Here is a 17,868-nt window from a genome sequence, read left to right on the forward strand (position 1 = left end):
CGTTTTAATAAGCCGATGCATTGTCAACTTTGAAGTTATAAAGCTGACGTGCTGAACCATAACGTTTGAATGCCGTTGGATCTTCGTTGAAGCCTGCTTTTTCTAAGAGTTCTGCAAGTTCAGCCACATGTTCCTGACGCATTTCTTTTTCGATACAGTCAGAACCTAAAGACTTCACACTACCTTTGACATAAATACGAGTTTCATAAAGTGAGTCGCCTAAGGCATCTCCAGCATCTCCACAGACCACCAAACGACCAGCCTGTCCCATGAAACAGCTCATATGTCCAATGCTGCCACCAACAATAATGTCTACCCCTTTCATGGAAATGCCACAACGAGCGCCTGCATCACCTTCAATAATCAAAGTTCCCCCATGCGCAGTTGCGCCTGCGGCTTGTGATGCATTACCTTTAATATGGACTGAACCTGACATCATGTTTTCTGCAACGCCTACGCCAACATTGCCATTCACTACAATATCTGCTTCTTGATTCATACCTGCGCAATAATAACCAGCATGACCCTCAATAGTGACTTTAATCGGTGCGTTAATCCCCACCGCTATATTGTGTTGCCCCCCAGGATTTTTCACCGTCCAGTTTTTTATTTCTGCCACAACTTCACTGTTATGAAGCGCCTGATTTAACTCACGAATGCTGTCATGGTTTAAATCATATGTGTTTTTGCTAACGTGTTCGATTTTTGCCAATACTGTATTCATTTGATTCTCCTCATTTTGCAAATGTTGTTATGCGCTACGTTCCCAAACGTATAAAGTAGCGGGCTCTGGTTCCCATACTTTGGCTTTATCGATATTCGGTAGGGATGCCAATGCCTGATATTCTGAAGCCATCGCTACATAGTCGTCTGTTTCAGCTAACACTGCTGGTTTGCAGGCAATCGGATCCCGAATTACCGCAAAACCATCACGAGTACCAATTGCAAAAGTAAAGAATCCATCTAAATCATCAAGTGCATGATTCAAGGCTTGCTCCAAATTATCGCCTTGTTGTAAACGCCAGGTTAGATAACCAGCCGCCACTTCCGTATCATTATCTGTTTCAAAAGTAATGCCTTCACGTTTTAACTCTTGACGTAAACGTGCGTGATTTGACAATGAACCATTATGGACTAAGCACAAATCTGCGCCTGTTGAAAATGGATGACTACCTTCCATCGTCACGGCACTTTCTGTTGCCATACGGGTATGCCCAATAATGTGGCTACCTTTCATAGTAGCAAGTCCAAACCGTTCAGAAATTTCAACAGGTAAACCCATGCCTTTTAAAATTTCAATGCTTTGTCCTGCGCTCATAATTTTGAGCTGGGGTGCCAATTCCACTATCGCGGCCCGTACAGTCATTTCATCTGATTCAACTTTCATTACCGCAGCAGTGGCATTTTGAAACCAGTCAAAACCTGTGCCCAATTTTGCTTGTAATTTTTCTGCAAAAGCCTGCCAGTTAAAATCTTCGTCAGTACTTTGCAAAGTCAATTTGACCCAACCGTCTTGCACTTCATCACCATAAATCGCAAATCCTGCACTGTCAGGACCACGACCTGTCATCGACTCCAACATCGGTTCAAATAATTTACCAAGTTGAGACTCAAGAGCAGGATTTTTTAAATATAAGCCAACGATTCCACACATGTGATTTCTCCAATCATTTCATCTTCATTTATTGGGTTATAGAGTTTTTAGAAAAACTCGGTATAACGTTGAATTTCCCAGTCAGAGACATGGCGGCAATATTCCACCCACTCCATGCTTTTTTGTTCAATGAATTCATCGACAATTTCTGCACCTAATGTTTCTCTAAATAATGAATCAGCTTTTAAAGCTTCTACGGCTTCTTTTAAAGATTGCGGTAAGGTCGCAATTCCACGGGCAGCAATTTCCTCTAAGCCCAAGGTATAGAGATTTTCATTACATGCAGGTGGAGGAGTAAGTTCACGCTCAATACCATCTAGACCAGCCGCAATAATTGCTGCCGACACCAAATATGGGTTACAGCCGGCATCGGGTAGACGTAATTCAATACGTCCATACGGAATACGAACCATGGCTGAACGGTTATTTGAACCATATGCAAGAAAAGCCGGTGCCCAAGTCGCTCCTGACAAAGAACGACCGACAACTAAACGTTTATAAGAGTTAACCGTTGGAGCACAAAATGCACATAAAGCAGGGCCATGTGCCAATAATCCAGCAATAAAGTGATAGGCCATTTTCGATAAGCCCATGCCACTTGGGTCACTTGGATCATGAAATAAATTGCTTGATTCATCGCTACCGATAGAGAGATGAAAATGCATGCCATTGCCAGCACGTTTCGGGTCGGGTTTTGGCATAAATGAACAAATAATGCCGAGATCATTAGCAATTTCCCCTGCAGCCATACGGAAGAAGGTAAACATATCAGCCGAATTCATGGCATCGCTATAGGTATAGTTAATTTCAAACTGGCCATTGGCATCTTCATGGTCAATTTGGTAAATATCAAAACCCACGGGAATTAAGGCTTCAGTCAAACGTTCCAAAAACTCACGAGAACGAGATAAACCTTTATAGTCGTAACAAGGCTTATCTAGATTGTCCGAATCATCTACAGCCTTGAGCTTTCCATCTTCACCACGGCGAAACAGACTAAACTCAGGTTCCAGACCTGTATTCAAAGTCCAGCCCTTTACGCTCAAACGTTCCACCTGCTTACGCAGTACATACCGTGTGTCATAAGGATGCGGTTGACCGTTGACATGACCTTCGCATACCACACGTCCATAGCCCGGTTGCCATGGCACTGGCGTTAAAGAAGATAAATCCCCTTTCACCATAAAATCAGGGCCATGGGGTTGCATGCCCATTCCTGAAATGGCAAAACCAGCAAAACCAACCCCATCTTTTTCAATTGCTTTTAATCCAGAAATGGGTACCGATTTAGTTTTTGCTGCCCCATGAATGTCAACAAACTGAGCCAACACATATTTCAAATGAAATTGGTCAATCACCTTTTGCACTTCGGGACGGTACATTGGACGATTAATGACATTGTCATGATCAATCGTTTCCTTAATAGCCTGCTGCAACATTTGACATACTCCTGATATGACAAAAATTATGTTTGGCTTGAAAACTGCATGGATATACTTTTACATCAACACAAGTTTCATAGCAAGAAATTTTATTTACTAATGAGAAAGCAAATCTCTTGCCAACTTTGTGAAAATTGCCTTAAAAGAAGGTCGAATGAGAATAAGTTATTAATATTCCTATAGAGAATATTATTTTCTTAAAATGATTTTTAATTTTTCCAACATGACCAACATGTTTTTAGTAAAATCCTACAAAATGAACTATCAAAAACAGTGCAGAGTTGAACCATAATGAGACAAATAAAGAACAGCTTGAAGCTGGAACAATACATCGGTATTCAAATTAAGCGTCTTCGCCAAGCACAAGGTTTAAAGTTATCGGAAGTTGCACAGATTGCTGGAATTAGCCAAGGGATGTTAAGCAAAATCGAAAATGCTCAGGTATCTACCAGTCTTGAAACACTTAGCCGTTTGTGTGAAGTCCTAGGCGTTCCCATGTCTACTTTATTTACCCAATATGACCAACAAGAAAGCCATGCCATGTTGGTGAAGTCGGGCGAAGGTATGGAAGTGGTGCGTCGCGGTACAGAAAAAGGTCATACCTATCAACTGATGACCCATTCAAGAGGCCCTCGTAAAAATTTCGAGGCTTATTTGGTCAGCATGGATGACGCCAGTGAAGAGTTTCCAACTTTTGCCCATCCTGGTACTGAAATGTTGTATTTGGTCGAAGGTGAATTGATGTATCGACATGGCCATGAAGTCTTCCACATGCAGCCGGGGGATTGCCTGACATTAGAAGGCGAAATTCCCCATGGCCCAGAAAAACTAATCAAAGTTCCTATTCGCCTACTCTCTGTCATGAATTATGGGCCAAGTGAAGAATGAATTAATGCCATTTGCGGTGAATGGTGGTTAAGACAAAACATCTCACCCTAAATGGCGATATTAAAACCCCTGTACATTACATATAAATGTCTCAATATTGACCACATCAGAAATTAATTCCGCTTAATTCAAAACAAAAAGTATTATAAAACAATCAATTACATATTTATGGTCTAAAAAACAATCATGGTATAAGAATTGCTTTAATAAAAAGAAATTAATATTCCCTAAAGGAATATAAAAATTCCTTCGTCTGAAGGCGATATGAAATGACAAACCTTTTTTAGAATATGGGAGTAAATGCATGATTTCCTATGCGTTGAAAAAAATGCTACTCGGTTGCCTGATAATCTTACCCACTTACTGTTTTGCTGCCGATGCCCCGTTTGACGCCGCATCTACAGTATGGATTATGACATCGGCTATTTTAGTTCTAATCATGTTCATTCCAGGATTAGCACTGTTTTATGGGGGAATGATTCGTGCAAAAAACGTCCTCTCTATATTTTCACAATTTTTTGCGGTTGCCAGCGTGGTCGGTATTTTATGGGTGGCGTTTGTTTATAGCTTTGTCGCAGATACCACCAATATGACTGAAGGTGCTTTAAATATAAATAGTTTTGTGGGAGGGCTAAGCAAAGCATTTTTTGCAAATATAAATGACCAGACACTTGTTGCAGGCGTACCTGAATATGTTTTGGCGACTTTTGGCCTAACTTTTGCGATGATTACACCCTGTATCGCATTGGGTGGATATGCGGAACGTATTAAATTTGGTGCGGCTGTACTTTTTGGTGCATTGTGGCTCATTTTAGTATATGGACCCTTGGCACACATGGTTTGGGGTGGACCTGGTGCAATTATGCACAATTGGGGAGTACTAGATTTTGCAGGGGGTACAGCCGTTCATATTAATTCTGGTGTGGCTGCTCTGGTAGGTGCAATCGTGTTAGGTAAACGCCGTGGCTGGCCAACGACTGCCATGCCGCCACATAATTTGGTATATACCATGATTGGTGCGGCACTGCTGTGGGCAGGCTGGTTTGGTTTTAATGTAGGTTCTGCATTAGCTGCGAATACTACAGCCGGGCTGGTTTTACTCACCACAATGCTTGCAACGTGTGGTGGTATTTTTGGCTGGATGCTAATAGAAAAAATGGTGCTTAAACATGTTACATCTTTAGGTCTAGCATCTGGTGCAATTGCTGGATTAGTTGGTATTACACCTGCCGCCGCTTATGTAGGGCCATTAGGTGCAATAGCCATAGGTATCATCACCAGTATTTGCTGTTTCTTTGCTGTGACGGGTTTAAAACGCAAATTTGGTTTTGACGATGCCCTCGATGTCTTTGCCTTACATGGTGTGGGTGGAATGGTTGGCTGTATTTTGACTGGTATTTTTTGTATTCCTGCCTTGGGAGGCAATCAGGATGTAAATGTCATGAGTCAATTAATTGCACAAGTTTCAAGTATTCTTTTAACAATCGTATACTGCGGTGTGCTCACTTTTATAATTATGAAAATCATTGATAAAACAATGGGTTTACGCGTATCTGATGAAGCAGAACAACGTGGCTTAGATATTAGCGATCACAATGAACGCGCTTATAATGATTAACCAGATTTAATAAAAGCCTGAGATAGATCTCAGGCTTTTTTATTTAAGCTAAAATCTATTGGCCATGCCTGTAAATCTGTTCATATAAGATATCTGAGCTTGATCTAATTGATTTCCCAAATCAATTGCTCCTTATTCAATTACAATATTTTTAGACTCACACGGATTAATCCAGACTGCAAAGATGTACCATTTCCACTCTTTATTTAAATAAAAAAAGGCATAGACCTTAATCTATACCAATTTTGTTTTGAAATGAGTAAACAGCTTACAATAGCCCTTCTATGCCCACCGCCTTACCATCAAATTCACTAATGGCATCTTGCAAAACTTCCCACAAATATAGAGCAGCCATTCGGTCACAAAGAATATCGAATTTTTGCGTTTGGGTATCACTCACATTAATCACAATCGCATTGACCCGAGCAACAGAGGTTTGCGCAATTTGTCCTATAGCAAAAACTTCACTGGATAGATCAACTCCACAGAGTTTTGCCATCACCCAAGCCGCAGTTTCTCCAGTCAGTTGTAACCATGCATGGCTATCCTGTCGGGGCAATAAATAATTTGCACGATCATCCATTGTCCAGCCATTTTCTAACTGATTGATTCTTTCACCAAAATCTGTGAGTGAACCTAACAATAAATATTCTGTCGCAGATAAACGCGCAACCCAACTCCCATCGGCCTGTTGTAAAGCAAAGTTTGGGACTTCTGGTAAATAAAATCCAAAACTACTCAAATAATTTGCCGTATCAGCTCCACGAAAACCCACTCGAGAAAGGTTTGTTAAATCTATAATGGCAGATTTTTGAATCTGCCATTTGGCATCTATAGAGTCATCTTTCAGAAACATTTTACCCTGACCAAAAGCTTGGTAAAGTGAGGTAGGAACTGTTTTAGCAATCGGACTGCGCTGTGCATGATATAAATTTTGCATGGCTTAAACCTCCTGACGTTGGTTTTGTGGATCGTAAAACGGGGCTTTGACGACTGTCGCAAGTACAACGGCACGATTCTCAACACGGATTGGAAATTGTTGTCCAACTTCACTTTGATTAATCCCGACATACGCCATTCCAATAATTTTGTCCACGGTAGGTGAATATTCGCAGGACGTGATATTGCCTGAAATATTTTCGCCCTCAAGTACAAGATGCCCTTCAAGTGGCTGCTCTTGAGATTTATCCAAAACAAAAGATACCAGTTTACGTTTCAACGGTTGTGCTTCTAAAATCGCAATTGAACGCTTACCAACAAACCATGGTTTATTACGCGCGACAGCCCAGCCTAAATCAACTTCTAGAGGATGAGTCATACCGTCGGTATCTTGACTAATAATGATGTGGCCTTTTTCTAAACGTAATAAACGCTGACTTTCTACTCCGAATGGTTTCATATTGAAAGGCTTACCTGCTTCGATGAGTTTATCCCACATAAACTCCCCATAACGTGCCGGGAAATGAATTTCATAGCCCAACTCGCCCACGAAGCCAACGCGTAAAATACGCACAGGAATACCATAAATGGTTCCCTCACGGAGTCCCAAATATGGAAATGCCTCGTTGGATAAATCGACATCATGGCAAATTTGTATCATCACTTCACGCGATTTGGGCCCAGCAATATTAACGGCGGCCAATGCTGTAGTCACATTCGTAATGTCAATATTTAAACGCCACTGTACATTCCATTTCAGCATTTGCTGGTAAATACGATCTACCCCACTGGTGGTGGCGGTCACATAAAAATGATTTTCGCTTAAACGTCCTGCCACACCATCATCAATCACGACCCCATGCTCATTTGCCATGACAGCATAACGGGTTTTTCCGACTGGCAATTTGGCAAAACCAAAGGTATAAAGTCGATTTAGAAACTCGGCACTGTCTGGCCCACGAACATCCAGACCACCTAATGTTGAGACATCAATAATGCCGACATTCTGGCGTACATTATTGACTTCATCTGCTATATTTTTTAGTCGTTCATCTGGGTTTCCATAAAAGGCTGGACGTTGCCAATTGCCAGCGGGCATCATTTTCGCGCCAGCTTCAATATGTCGGCTGTGCATGGCTGTTTGTCGATATGGTTCAAAACCACGTCCTGCCACATGCGCCAGTTTTTCAACAGTAAATGGCGGACGCGCTGTCGTTACACCCGTTTCACTCATGCTGCGCTGAGTCGACTTTGCCACCAATCGAGCTGTAGGCAAAGCCGAATGACGTCCTTGCGATGGCCCCATTCCCACGGTTGAAAACCGTTTCACCAATTGCACATCTCTATAACCACATTTAGTGGCATTCACGATATCGCAGATTTGTAAATCTTCATCATAATCAACAAACTCTTTGCCTTTTGGGTGTTCAAAAATCGGCCATGGAAAGTTTACTGCTGCCTCATGGAGCATTTTGGGCTGATCTTGCTGTATATCCTGTCCTAAAGCTTGAGCCACAGCCAAGCGTGCAGTGTACTGTGCATCATTTAATACATTTTCAATATGATGCACGCCATTGACTGAACCTACGACATGTAAGCCTTGAGGCAAGTCTGAAATATTAAATTCAGCCTTTTGCTCGTCATAACTCAGTTTGCCCCCCGCCTGACACAACAATTGATAAACAGGCATATAACCAGAAGACATGCATAAAACATCGCACTCCAGCTTGTTGATGACATTACCAACTTGCCCCTCACTGATAATATTGCGAATTTCCACACCCGTTACACGATGCATGCTTTTATCATGAAAAGCTTCATAAACCGTACTGTTCATATAGCATTGAATTTTTTGCTGTACCGCTTGCTGCAAGCTTTCATTGGCGGTCGTTGCGCGTAAATCAACCAAAGCCTCAACATTTAAACCCGCTTCAATAAAATCTAATGCAGCATAGTAACCATCATCATTCCCAGTCAGCATCACAATGCGCTGACCTGGCTTGACCGCGTATAATTTGATTAGTCTTTGCGCTGCACTGGTTAATATCACTCCTGGTAAATCATTGTTGCGAAACACAACAGGCTGATCAAAACTGCCACTTGCCACCACACATTGTTTAGCACGTACTTTATACATACGTTTGCCTTGAATTACTGGTAAATAGTGATCAGTAAACCATGCATTACATACTGCTTGTTTCATCACCGTAATGTTGCCATGTTGCTCAACAGCACTGACCAGCTTGGCACGTAACTCAGCCGCTTTTTTACCTGACAAATCGAACCGTGCATAGTTCAAACTACCGCCAAGAATTTTCTCTTGCTCAATTAATAAGACGTTTGCACCCTCGTTGGCTGCACTTAATGCCGCTTGTAACCCTGCTGGTCCAGCGCCAATCACCGCAACATCTGTAAATAAATAAGCTTTATCGTAATACTCAGGCTGAAAATTTAAATCCACAATGCCCAAGCCCGCTTTTTTTCGGATTAAAGGTTCCCAAAGTTTCCAGACTCCTTTGGGTTTGAAAAATGAACGATAATAAAATCCGACTGGCATAAATTTTGAAAACTTCCCTAAAGAAGCATTACTGTCTTTCAATAAGCTGCCCGAAAAATTCTGACCCGATACTATTAGATTTGTGCTGATTTCAGTGGTATCCGCTAATACATTGGCCTCATGTGGCAATTGAATCAAGGTATTGGCGTCTTGACCCGCTAGAGTCAAAGGTGCACGAGGGCGATGATATTTAAATGAACGTGACATTACCCAACGCTGTTGCCCAAGTAAGGCACTGGCAATACTGTCACCGGCAAAACCCGTAAATTTTTGCTGATCAAATTCAAATTCAATGGTTCTTTGACGGTCAATTAAACAGCCATAAGGTAAAGGCAGTCGTTGTAAAGTTTCACTTTTACTCATGTTAATGACTCCTTATGTACTACAGTTGCTGTCGCTTCAGGGGCAGAGAAATCAATGCGTTGTGAAAATAACGCTTTGGCATCAAAGGTTCTTAAAATTTTATCGGTCACAGTATGACGTTCAGCGATGAACCAGTAACTGCTTGGTGTATGCATCCACCATTCGAGGACAACACCAGCAATATTTCGAGTATTGAACACATAATCTGCCCATGCCTCGTCACTGCAAGTGTTTTGATCAATCATTTCCTTGAGTTCGCCGCCATAGGTAAATTCGCTGATATTACGAGGGCCATTTAAAGGACAATGCATAATTTTCATGTAATCTACTCCCTAGTGGCTGGCCGCAGTGGCGCCCATTTCATTGACTTGCTGAAAACGACTAAAGCGTTCTAGCGCAAACGGTTTAATCAACTCAGGTGTACGACCAGTCGCAACCAGCTCTGCCATAGTTTTTCCGCAAATTGGTGTGGCCTTAAACCCCCAAGTTCCCCATCCAGCATCGAGATAATAATTGTCATAGGGTGATTTCCCCATAATCGGACTATAGTCGGGTGTCATATCAGTAATGCCTGCCCATTGCCGCATTAATTTCACATTTGCCATAAATGGGAACATTTCAATAGCATGTGCCAGCAAGCTTTCTTTTAAATCGAGTGTTGAACGCGTGTTGTACAAGGGATACGGATCAGAACCGCCACCAAATACAATTTCCCCTCGACTGGTTTGCTGTACATAACAATGCAATGCAGATGAACTCACCAATGGATTAATAAACGGTTTAAATGGCTGTGACACCATAGCTTGTAAAGGGAAGGTATGAATTGGAGCGCGGATATTCAGTTTGTTCATTAAAATAGAAGAGGAACCTGCAATCGCTTGTACGATACAACCACACTGTATAGTGCCTCGGTTGGTTTTCACTGCGACGACCTTATTTTTTTCTACAACAAAATCTTTAACTTCTGTGAGCTGATGAATTTCCACCCCACGCTTTGCTGCTTCTTTGGCATAGCCCCATGCTACGGCATCATGGCGTGCAGTCGCCCCGTCAATATGCCATAAACCCGCCAAGACAGGCAGATGTGCCGGGTCAAGATTCAGGCAAGGTACCAATTCTTTAATCTGTTGGCGGTCGATCATTTCAGTACGGCCACCAAAATGTTTATTGACTTCAGCACGCTGGCGAAAGGCTCTGACCGTAGAATCTGTATGTGCCAGAGTCAACTGTCCACGCTCAGAATACATAATGTTGAAATTGAATTCATTGGACAGATTTTTAAATAAATTTACTGACTCGGCATAAAACTTTACCCCTTCGGAGGTAAGGTAATTCGAGCGAATAACCGCAGTATTTCGCGCAATATTGCCACTGCCCAGATAAGATTTTTCCAACACGGCAATGTCTGTAATGCCATGATATTTTGCCAAGTAATATGCGATGGCTAAACCATGCCCGCCTGCCCCAATAATGACAATGTCATAATGAGTTTTGAGTTCCTTGGGTGGAGGCAAATCCACTTCCACAGGATATTCATGGCTCAATCCATACTTCAGTAGACCAAAAGGCATGGGTACATTCCTCCGCGGCGTTTCAAACGCCTGTGATCATTCGGATAATTTCGTTTTACAGTTCAGCGTGCTGCAACTTGGCAGCATGCAAGGTATTTTTCATTAAATAAGCAATGGTCATCGGCCCTACTCCACCTGGTACAGGGGTGATAGCACTTACGATTGGCAGTACATCATCGAAGTCGACATCGCCTACCAAACGATTTTTGCCATTTTCCAGAATTCGGTTAATTCCGACATCAATCACCACCGCATCAGCTTTAACATAAGATGCAGTGATCATTTTTGGACGCCCTACCGCTGCGACAAGAATGTCGGCCTGCTGGCACACTTGCTGTATATTTTTAGTCTTGGAATGAACTATCGTAACTGTACAGTTTTCTTTTAAAAGCAAAGCTGCCATAGGTTTACCGACAATATTGGAACGTCCAGCCACCACCGCATGTAAGCCACTCAGATCATCACCCAAACTGTCCTTTAGCAGACGGATGCAACCCGTTGGTGTGCATGGGGTAAGCACATCACGACCTTGGCTCAATCCCCCGACATTTTCACTATGAAAACCATCGACATCTTTTTGGGGATCGATACGTTGTAATACATCGGTTTCATTAATATGTTTTGGCAAAGGCAACTGCACTAAAATGCCATGTACACGGGTATCGGCATTGAGTTCATCAATTTTGGCAAGTAATTGTTCTTGATTCAGATCAACTTCAAAACGAAACTCCAAAGAACGCATGCCAACAAATTCAGCTTTTTCGACTTTGTTACGGACATATACGTGACTTGCAGGATCTTCACCGACCAAAATCACCGCTAAACATGGTTCAATACCCTGCTGTTTCATTTTGACAACTTCGTATTTGACTTCGTCTAGAACCTGCTGTGCTGTGGTTTTACCATCAATGATTTTGTCATCCTCTTGCTGTAATAGGCTCAAGCTCATTTGAACACCACCGTACGATCATCATTCATAAATACGCGATGCTCAACAAAATATTTTACTGCTTTAGATAACGCCACGGTTTCGGTATCACGGCCAACAGAAACTAAATCATCTGGCAAATAAGCATGGTCAACACGTTGTACTTCTTGCTCAATGATTGGTCCTTCATCTAAATCACTGGTCACAAAATGTGCTGTTGCACCAATCAATTTAACTCCACGCTCATACGCTTGATGATAGGGTTTAGCACCTTTAAAACCTGGTAAAAACGAATGGTGAATATTAATGGCACGACCAGAAAGCTGTGTGCATAAATTATTGGAAAGGATTTGCATATAACGCGCTAAAATTACCAGTTCCGTACCGGTTTCATCCACGATGTCGAGCAATTGTTGCTCTTGCTGCTGCTTAGTGTCTTTGGTTACGGGCAAATAGATGAAGCGAATGCCTTCACGTTCAGCAATTGGTCGTAAATCTAGATGATTAGACACAATGGCTGTGATCTGAAAATCCAGTTCGCCCTTATGATGGCGATACAATAAATTCAGCAAACAATGATCAAACTTACTGACCATAATTAAAACTTTCATCGGATTATTTTTGTCATAAAAGCTTGCATTCATGGCAAATTTTTCCGCTACCTCACCAAAATTTTGCTTGAGTTCCTCAATGTTTCCTTTGCCGTTATTAAAACGAAAAACGATGCGACTAAAAAAATATCCGGTTGTTTCATCATCGTATTGTGACATTTCACTGATATAGCAATTATTACCTGCTAAATAGCTTGATACCGCAGACACAATGCCTGAAGCAGCAGGACAACTAATTTTTAAAATGTATTGCTCGATTTGATCGTGGGACATAATGAATTCCTCAATGTTAAGTCCTAAACGTGATGACGGATGATGACAATTCGCATTGAAAAAGTTTCCTTTCAGGAAATTAATTTTCTTAGTAGTAATTTATAGTTTAATTTTTCCTAATCGTCCATAGTTTTTTGAATTTTTTTTTCTTATCAGGAAACTTTTATAGATATAAAACATAAAAACTAGGAAATGGTGGTATTGCTTTCAATACCACGCATCACTTTTGGCCTAACATAGAACTTCAACTTTGTGGTATTGCTTTAACTGTAGTAAAGACTGAAATGGATTATCGGACTGACACAAGTTGTTTAACTGCTCGTGAAACTGGTGAATAAATACATCATTGCAATTAATGACCCAGCCTTTAATCGACAAGGTTTCCACATTTTCCATATAAAGCTCACACGTTTTTTGTCCAATTAAACGTATGTTTTTGATCTTAAATAAACTAGATTCATTCATGGCATTACCTTCTGAATTAAGGGGTAATGTTGTATTAGCAAGCTTTATGCCATTCTAAAAAAGTCTTTTTGTTCAATTAGATAAAAATACAACCAATAAAATATTCGTGATAGGAATTTTTTATGCATCAAAATTAAGCAAAAAATGTTAGTTTTGCCCTACGAATTACCGTCTAAATATACCTCTTCAAATATTCAACTAAACCCATAAGAAAAGTCCAAAGACGCCTATACCTCTAAAGGAGTACCTAAAAAAAGTCTTTGAATTTTATAAAGAAATATAGACTTTTCCTGCTTAAATTCTATATAACAAAAGAGGAAACGAGATGATGACAAATTCGTAAACCCAAGCTTATTGACCTTTCAATCAGGGGAATCAAATGAAATTGATCACCGCAGTGATAAAACCATTTAAATTGGATGATGTCCGTGAGGCTCTTTCTGCACTAGGCATTCAAGGCATAACTGTTACAGAAGTAAAAGGGGTTGGACGACAAAAAGGTCATACTGAAATGTACCGTGGTGCCGAATATAAAATTGATTTTTTACCCAAAGTCAAACTAGAAATTGCTTTGGATGATACATCTGTAGAAACGACCATTGATGCGATCAGCAAAGCTGCATCTACTGGAAAAATTGGCGATGGTAAAATTCTTGTGTCAGCACTTGAACAAGTGATCCGTATTCGTACGGGTGAAACAGGTAGAGATGCTCTCTAAATTGATTTCCTTTTTTTAAATAGCTATAAAAAATCCTGCCAATTCTGACAGGATTGTTCTTTTTGATTCGAATTAGCCTTTTGCGGTTCGCTTTAATTTTTGTGGATCATCGAATGGTAAGCTATGAGTTTCAGCAGTCACGTCTAAACTACCTTTTACCGTCAATGCTTTGCCATCTACTGCATAAGGCACATCAACACGGGCTATAGCAACCGACTTTTTGCTTAACGGAGAATACATGCCACAGGTAATTACACCTATTTGGGTATCACCATCCCATAGGGTATCCCCCATTTCCGCCGCTTGTTCAGTGTCTAAAACTACGCCATAAATCTTAAAACGCTCTTTGTCTTTTAAACGCTTATGTTCATAACCACCACGAAACTCTCCTTTGGTCGGTGAAACGGTAAAATCAAGCCCGAGTTCCCACAATGTATCGCCTGATTTTTCATTTTTGAATGGAAAATATTCGGAGTTATCGTAAGGATAAAACAAGAGATAGCTTTCTACGCGTAACCAGTCCAGCGTGACAAATGAGCACGGTACAATGCCATAGCTTTTGCCTTTTTCTAAAATCGTATCCCAGATTATAGGCGCATCATTGGCTTTACAGAAAATTTCATAACCACGTTCACCCGTATAACCTGTTCGTGAAATCATGACTGGACAATTAAATAGACGTGTTTGAATATGATGGAAATATGGCAAATCGCGAATACCCGGAACATACTCTGCCAGAAAATCCACGGCCAATGGGCCTTGTAGCGATAAATCATGTAAATCATCATCAAATAAAATTGCAACCTGACGCCCGATGGCAGAACGAGTCAGCATTTCTAAGCCTATCCCCGTACCATGTACAACCAGAAATGAATTTGGACCCGTGCGATAAATCACGCAATCATCCACAAATTTGCCTTCTTCATTGAGCATGCTGGCATAAGCAGATTTACCCGGATAGAGTTTTGAAATATCTCGTGAAGTTGCATATTCCAATAGGCTTTCCGCATGTGGCCCAACATAGTGAACTTTCTTTAAACCCGAAACATCCATCAACCCTGCTTTAGTCCGAATTGCAGTGTAATGATCAGCAGTATTGCTGTCATAAGTCCATGCCGTTCCCATCCCGTTCCAGTCTTCGAGTTTCGACCCCAATTGACGGTGACGTTCTGCCAATGCCGAAATACGCCATAAATTTGCCATACTTAATTTTCCTTTTTAAAAATACTAATTTTATTCATCAAATTGACTTAACCATTGCACCAAGGGTTCTCGGTAATGGCTAATGCCTTTGTAGTCGGCAATTGGCTCGGGCAAGTCCCGAATCACGCGATGTAAACGCCTTGCCCAAATTGGATTTTTTACCAAATCATTCAGACTTATCAGATAAGTACGAATACTAAATAACAAGGCATTACTACGTGCTAAACGCGGCATCATTTGTAGTTCAACACGTAAATGTACCAATTCACCGGCATTGTCTTGGGTAACTAATGCTCGCTCATGTCCCCATAAATGATAGGTTTCAGAGGAAGTATCCATACGTGGATTGATTGTCATCGTCCAGTTCAAACGACGGTATGGTTGATCGACCTGAATATTGAGTAAAAATTTTAAGGCACGATCAAACACCCCTAAGTTATGTGCAAGTTGTGGCACAGGCGCATGCCATTGTTTGAAACTCATTCCTGCATCAAAATTCAGCGACCAATCGGCTGGTCCCGTAATCATGCCGGCATCCATGTATAAATCGCCATCACGCTGATCAAGCAAGGCAATATCACCTTGTACCTGTCGAGCGATAAATTCAAAAGGCTCAAGTGGTAATGTGGCTGCATCACCAAAAGTAAAATGAATATCAATGTTTAAAGGCTTATTCACCCAATGCCATGCTTTACCGTGCTGTTGCAACTGGAAATGCTCTGGGTAATCGTGTGATAAATGGGTCATGGCCATTTCCAAAAAATCCCAAGCTGCTTGATGCATGTGCGGTAAAACAATGCAACGTTTAGGATCACTGGCGAGGGTTAACGCCCGCTCGTTCATTTCTGTTAAATAATGCTCATCAATATCAAACCAGTTTTCAAAAACAGTGTCCGATTTTGAAACAACAGGTTCAATATTCACAGAATACATATAGTGGTCTTCTGGAAAAGGAAAAGGAAAACGTGCAATCGCTTTGGGGCTGTTGTAATAATAAAATTGATCGCGCATCTGTTCTGATGGATTAAATTGAATAGTCATAAGCAATGTTCCTTTCTATAAATCGAGTTCGATGCAACTGCCATGCTTGGCACGCGAAACACAGGGCATGAGAAAATGCTGACGTTCTTCGGTATTTAAAAAATGATCGTGATGATCAATCTCACCATTTTTATATTTCAAAGCGCACTGCCCACACACACCGCCACGGCAGAGACTTGGTACTTCCACGCCTTGAGCCTCTAACGCTTCGAGCAAACTGTAATTACTCGCTACTTCTATTGTTTTTTGACGTTTAGTTAGTTTTGCCTGAAACGGTGTTCCTGCAGGTGGTGAGGCAAAGGCTTCCCAATGCACTCTATGTTTTGACCAGCCTAACTTCTGGGCGGCATCTTTTACTGCATCAATTAAACGATCTGGCCCACAAATATAAACATGTGTATGTAAATCTTGCTGTTGCAACAGTTTTAGGACATCTAAACGACATTCAGTACGTTCCGAATAGACATTTAATTGGGCTGGAAAGAGTTGATTTAATACCGATTCATAAGCATTACTGACTTGATCTCGGCAGGCATAATGCAGCTCAAAGCTCCCACCACTGTGCACCAATTGCCGAATATGTGACATAAAGGGAGTAATGCCAATGCCACCTGCAATAAATACATGATGTTGGGCTTGAGAATGCAATGAAAATAGATTTAATGGTGCTGAAATTTTCAGAATGTCACCGACGTTCACCTGATCATGCATAAACCGTGAGCCACCGCGAGAATCGTCCTGCAAGCGTACTGCAATCTTATAATATTGATTTTCAAAAGGATCACTGAGCAATGAATAAGCATTTCTTAAAATTCGATCTTGTACTGGTAATTGCACCACTACATGGCTACCCGATGAAAAATGTCTTAAAGGTTGATCGACTGACTCAAAGGTAAATTCACGAATAATTGAAGTCATTTGCTCAATTTGACTCACTCTTACTGCCATGAGATTAGACATGACTCACCTCCAGCGCTTTAATCTTTTGGTAAGGCCCACCTAGATGTTCAGCATTGGCACATACCCCCATGTATGCCCCCAAACGTTCGGAGAAATGGCTACGAATCAGCAAATCAACGCCACAGTTTTCACACTGGCAAAAGTCTTCGGAATCGCTGTTTTGCATATGAAAGCAATGTACGCAATACACGTTACGTTTACCCTCAATCAGCACTCTCGCAATTTCATCTTTGAGCAAACCTACTTGGCGTAAGGCATGATCGACCAACCAAATAAAATACTCTTCGCCATGAATCACGGCGCGCCATCCCGCCTGCGCCTGATTTAAACATTGAAAAACTACAGCCTGTATTTGTTCTGCCCAGATGGCTGAATCTTGAAAAATAAAAAAATTCTCAAAATCAACATCTCGCATTTTTTGCTGTATATGCTGAACTGCTGTTGGCTGAGATGACTGAACCAGAAATAGTGTTTTCCCATGTAGTATTTGAAGATCATGGACATTCTGATAAACAGGCGTACTGAGCATGTGTTCTTGCATCGCAGAGTCCCCGTGTAGTGAAATAAGAAGATCAATCAAGAGTAAAATTATTTTCTTGGTAGGAAAATTTCCTTGAAGGCATACCTCTTTAGGGGT

General features: G+C 41.2%; 17 protein-coding genes. 3 read left to right on the forward strand and 14 right to left on the reverse strand.

What is annotated here, in order from left to right; translation table 11 throughout:
- Window positions 1-4: 4 nt before the first annotated feature.
- From IAE20_RS05030 to glnT, 3 genes are read right to left on the reverse strand one after another with little or no spacing between them, the layout of a single operon-like run.
- Window positions 5-724 carry a protein glxC gene (locus tag IAE20_RS05030; RefSeq protein WP_200459729.1) on the reverse strand — a complete coding sequence of 240 codons (720 nt, stop codon included), beginning with the start codon at window positions 722-724 and terminating at the stop codon, window positions 5-7.
- A 27-nt stretch (window positions 725-751) separates the two neighbouring features.
- Window positions 752-1,654, reverse strand: a complete 903-nt coding sequence (locus IAE20_RS05035) for a class II glutamine amidotransferase (protein WP_200481356.1) — start codon at window positions 1,652-1,654, stop codon at window positions 752-754.
- Between the two features lie 47 nt (window positions 1,655-1,701).
- On the reverse strand, window positions 1,702-3,093 hold the full coding sequence (glnT, locus tag IAE20_RS05040; protein ID WP_265092573.1) for a type III glutamate--ammonia ligase: 1,392 nt from the start codon (window positions 3,091-3,093) through the stop codon (window positions 1,702-1,704).
- 294 nt (window positions 3,094-3,387) lie between these two features.
- On the opposite strand from glnT, the gene IAE20_RS05045 reads away from it, so the two are divergent.
- Window positions 3,388-3,984, forward strand: a complete 597-nt coding sequence (locus tag IAE20_RS05045; RefSeq protein WP_200459731.1) for a helix-turn-helix domain-containing protein — start codon at window positions 3,388-3,390, stop codon at window positions 3,982-3,984.
- 304 nt (window positions 3,985-4,288) lie between these two features.
- Window positions 4,289-5,602, forward strand: a complete 1,314-nt coding sequence (locus IAE20_RS05050; RefSeq protein WP_200459732.1) for an ammonium transporter — start codon at window positions 4,289-4,291, stop codon at window positions 5,600-5,602.
- A 268-nt stretch (window positions 5,603-5,870) separates the two neighbouring features.
- Here IAE20_RS05050 and IAE20_RS05055 read toward each other — a convergent pair whose 3' ends face one another.
- From IAE20_RS05055 to IAE20_RS05085, 7 genes are all read right to left on the reverse strand, one after another.
- On the reverse strand, window positions 5,871-6,542 hold the full coding sequence (locus IAE20_RS05055; RefSeq protein WP_200481357.1) for a sarcosine oxidase subunit gamma: 672 nt from the start codon (window positions 6,540-6,542) through the stop codon (window positions 5,871-5,873).
- A gap of 3 nt (window positions 6,543-6,545) precedes the next feature.
- The gene (locus tag IAE20_RS05060) at window positions 6,546-9,461 is read right to left on the reverse strand and encodes a glycine cleavage T C-terminal barrel domain-containing protein (RefSeq protein WP_200481358.1); all 2,916 of its coding nucleotides are present in this window, start codon (window positions 9,459-9,461) and stop codon (window positions 6,546-6,548) included.
- Window positions 9,458-9,781 carry a sarcosine oxidase subunit delta gene (locus IAE20_RS05065; protein WP_200459735.1) on the reverse strand — a complete coding sequence of 108 codons (324 nt, stop codon included), beginning with the start codon at window positions 9,779-9,781 and terminating at the stop codon, window positions 9,458-9,460. The genes IAE20_RS05060 and IAE20_RS05065 overlap by 4 nt, the downstream gene beginning before the upstream one ends.
- 12 nt (window positions 9,782-9,793) lie before the next feature.
- Entirely contained in the window at window positions 9,794-11,032 is a 1,239-nt protein-coding gene (locus tag IAE20_RS05070) for an FAD-dependent oxidoreductase (RefSeq protein ID WP_200459736.1), read from the reverse strand.
- Window positions 11,033-11,087: 55 nt separating this feature from the next.
- Window positions 11,088-11,981 carry a bifunctional methylenetetrahydrofolate dehydrogenase/methenyltetrahydrofolate cyclohydrolase FolD gene (gene folD, locus IAE20_RS05075; protein ID WP_200481359.1) on the reverse strand — a complete coding sequence of 298 codons (894 nt, stop codon included), beginning with the start codon at window positions 11,979-11,981 and terminating at the stop codon, window positions 11,088-11,090.
- Window positions 11,978-12,844, reverse strand: coding sequence for a formyltetrahydrofolate deformylase (gene purU / locus IAE20_RS05080; RefSeq protein ID WP_200459738.1), 867 nt, complete (start codon window positions 12,842-12,844; stop codon window positions 11,978-11,980). Before purU ends, folD begins: the two co-directional genes overlap by 4 nt.
- Window positions 12,845-13,075: 231 nt before the next feature.
- Window positions 13,076-13,309 (reverse strand): hypothetical protein, encoded by a 234-nt coding sequence (locus tag IAE20_RS05085; RefSeq protein ID WP_200459739.1) that lies wholly within the window; start codon window positions 13,307-13,309, stop codon window positions 13,076-13,078.
- 379 nt (window positions 13,310-13,688) lie between these two features.
- Here IAE20_RS05085 and IAE20_RS05090 point away from each other — a divergent pair, with 379 nt between their 5' ends.
- Window positions 13,689-14,027, forward strand: coding sequence for a P-II family nitrogen regulator (locus tag IAE20_RS05090; RefSeq protein ID WP_200459740.1), 339 nt, complete (start codon window positions 13,689-13,691; stop codon window positions 14,025-14,027).
- Between the two features lie 72 nt (window positions 14,028-14,099).
- On the opposite strand, the gene IAE20_RS05095 is transcribed toward IAE20_RS05090, so the two are convergent.
- From IAE20_RS05095 to IAE20_RS05110, 4 genes are read right to left on the reverse strand one after another with little or no spacing between them, the layout of a single operon-like run.
- Complete coding sequence (locus IAE20_RS05095; RefSeq protein ID WP_200481360.1) at window positions 14,100-15,230, reverse strand: aminomethyltransferase family protein; 1,131 nt, start codon at window positions 15,228-15,230, stop codon at window positions 14,100-14,102.
- A gap of 30 nt (window positions 15,231-15,260) precedes the next feature.
- Window positions 15,261-16,271, reverse strand: coding sequence for a heme-dependent oxidative N-demethylase family protein (locus IAE20_RS05100; protein ID WP_200481361.1), 1,011 nt, complete (start codon window positions 16,269-16,271; stop codon window positions 15,261-15,263).
- Between the two features lie 15 nt (window positions 16,272-16,286).
- Window positions 16,287-17,231, reverse strand: a complete 945-nt coding sequence (locus IAE20_RS05105; RefSeq protein WP_200481362.1) for a PDR/VanB family oxidoreductase — start codon at window positions 17,229-17,231, stop codon at window positions 16,287-16,289.
- Window positions 17,224-17,772 carry a dimethylamine monooxygenase subunit DmmA family protein gene (locus IAE20_RS05110; protein ID WP_200481363.1) on the reverse strand — a complete coding sequence of 183 codons (549 nt, stop codon included), beginning with the start codon at window positions 17,770-17,772 and terminating at the stop codon, window positions 17,224-17,226. Before IAE20_RS05110 ends, IAE20_RS05105 begins: the two co-directional genes overlap by 8 nt.
- Window positions 17,773-17,868: the final 96 nt, after the last annotated feature.

The sequence above is a fragment of the Acinetobacter sp. S54 genome (genome assembly GCF_016624945.1).
Taxonomy (GTDB): Bacteria; Pseudomonadota; Gammaproteobacteria; order Pseudomonadales; family Moraxellaceae; genus Acinetobacter.